This window comes from Staphylococcus lugdunensis (assembly GCF_002901705.1).
GTDB lineage: Bacteria > Bacillota > Bacilli > Staphylococcales > Staphylococcaceae > Staphylococcus > Staphylococcus lugdunensis.
The window spans coordinates 2,278-4,261 of the sequence record NZ_PPPV01000005.1 but is presented as its reverse complement, the minus strand read 5'-3'; the positions used below and the strand labels follow the sequence as shown (position 1 = coordinate 4,261).

The 1,984-nt window shown below is 34.2% G+C and carries 1 protein-coding gene; it reads right to left on the bottom strand.

What is annotated here, in order from left to right:
• The coding region (locus CD041_RS12235) for a MucBP domain-containing protein (protein WP_258027187.1) at positions 1-1,984 on the bottom strand (1,984 nt) is incomplete at both ends.

Here is a 1,984-nt window from a genome sequence, read left to right as displayed (position 1 = left end):
AATACCTGGTGCGTCATGCGTGCCCTCTTCCGTTTCCTGCACTTCATTACCTTCACTATCCACGTAACGTGTTACTTCTAACGCAACTGGCGTTTCTTGCGGCGCGTCGTTCGGTATCTGTTCATAAGTTGTAATCGGTTCGTATACATAGTGAACTTCTATTGTCTGCTTACCTACAACTGTTCCAGATTGATTTTCTGGTGTCGAAATTAAATGATAACTTATTGTCTTTTTAACTTTACCGTCATCAGTTGTTTCAAAGGTTACGCGATCTGGAATTGTTGCTGGTGTAGCTGTATATTCTGTTCCTTCAATTTGACTATTTACAACTGTTACTAGCGGACTTAACACTTCTCCATCCGTTGTTTTATAGTCGGCTATCACACTACCTTCAAATACTTCTACGTATATTAAATTAACAATTTTAGTTTGACCTTTAGCATAATGACCCGTTGTAGGATCAAGTTGATTATCAACCCTAACAAATTTATAGTGTCGATTTAGTCTATCAATCATTTGAGGCACACTAACATTATACTCCGTATTCTTTTTACCTTTTGATGTCAGTGAATTTTGAATTGTATTCCCTGATTCATTAGTATACTTAACCACTAAGTCTCCACGGTTATCTTCTGTTTCAAGCTCAACTTTATTCCCTGAAAGCCATGTATTATCCAAACCTTTAGTAAAGATTTGAGAATGCGCTTTTGTTAAAATAGGTGCATCCTCTGGCACAGTAACACGCATATTTGTTTGGAAACTTTGTCCATTTGTTAAAACAAGGGGTTCATCAAAAACATATTTAACTGCCGTAACTTTTGTTAAATCTGTTGGATTAGAATTGTACACACCATTACGTACATCCGTGTCTGTTGTATAAACAACATGATATTTTTCAGTGTCAGGAATTAACGCCGTTAAATTCGTTTTAATATTGTCTTTCGGAATGGTCACAATGATTTCTTTAATAATTCCTTCACTGTTAGTAAAGTTGGCCGTATTTGTTTGTAAATTCACACTTTCTCCTAAGTTAACATCAACCTGAGATTTATCAAAACTGTTCGACGCATCTTTACCAATAGTTAATGTAGAAGCATATTCCTTAGCTAATGCAATTTTAAATGGCACATCAATAACTGAGACAAACTTTTTATTACCACTTAAATCTTCTGTAATTACATCAGATAATTCAAGATTATTATGACTTAAAGATTGTTCTTCAGTAGGACGCACAATTTCCGAATTTTCATCCCATATCGTAGCATATCTAATTGAATAAGTTCCCGTTGGTAACGTACCTCTATTATAAATATCAAAAGTGATTTCTGGCGTATTCTGAGTGATTGAACTTCGTTCTGTAATGGAATTCTTTACCGACTGATTCCACTTATATCCTTCAGGTGCTTCATAAATATATAACGTTCTACCGCTATTTTTATAATTTTTTATCACTTTAATTGGATTTAAGACAGGGCGGTTTTTTAGAACATTCGATGGCGTAGTTTCATATAATGAAGGATTCCAAACTGTTGATGTACGTATTAATTCATTATTCGTCCATACACGCACATTACCTATTGCCGTGTCATCAGGCGCACTTAATGATAAATAGACATGATTAATATGATCTAATTTATCAACGCTAATATCAGAACTATTATCTAATGGATCCGTACTTAAATATTTCATATAATCTTTAGTGTCTGCTTTGACAATGACATTAGCTTTTTCATTATAGTTTAATACATTTCCTAAACCTGAATTTGTATTTCTTACATCAACATCTGTTAAAGTGTGTTTAAATGCATCCTTAGTATGAATATACGAATATGCTGGTTGTAACTCATTACTTGTCAATGCCCTTGTTGGAACGGAACTAGCAGCTTGTAACGTATTTTCTGCTACTTGATTAATAATAATTCCATTTTGCATTTGGGTCACATCATCATCTTTTGCAGCTGTTTCCCAACGCTGATCATCTACT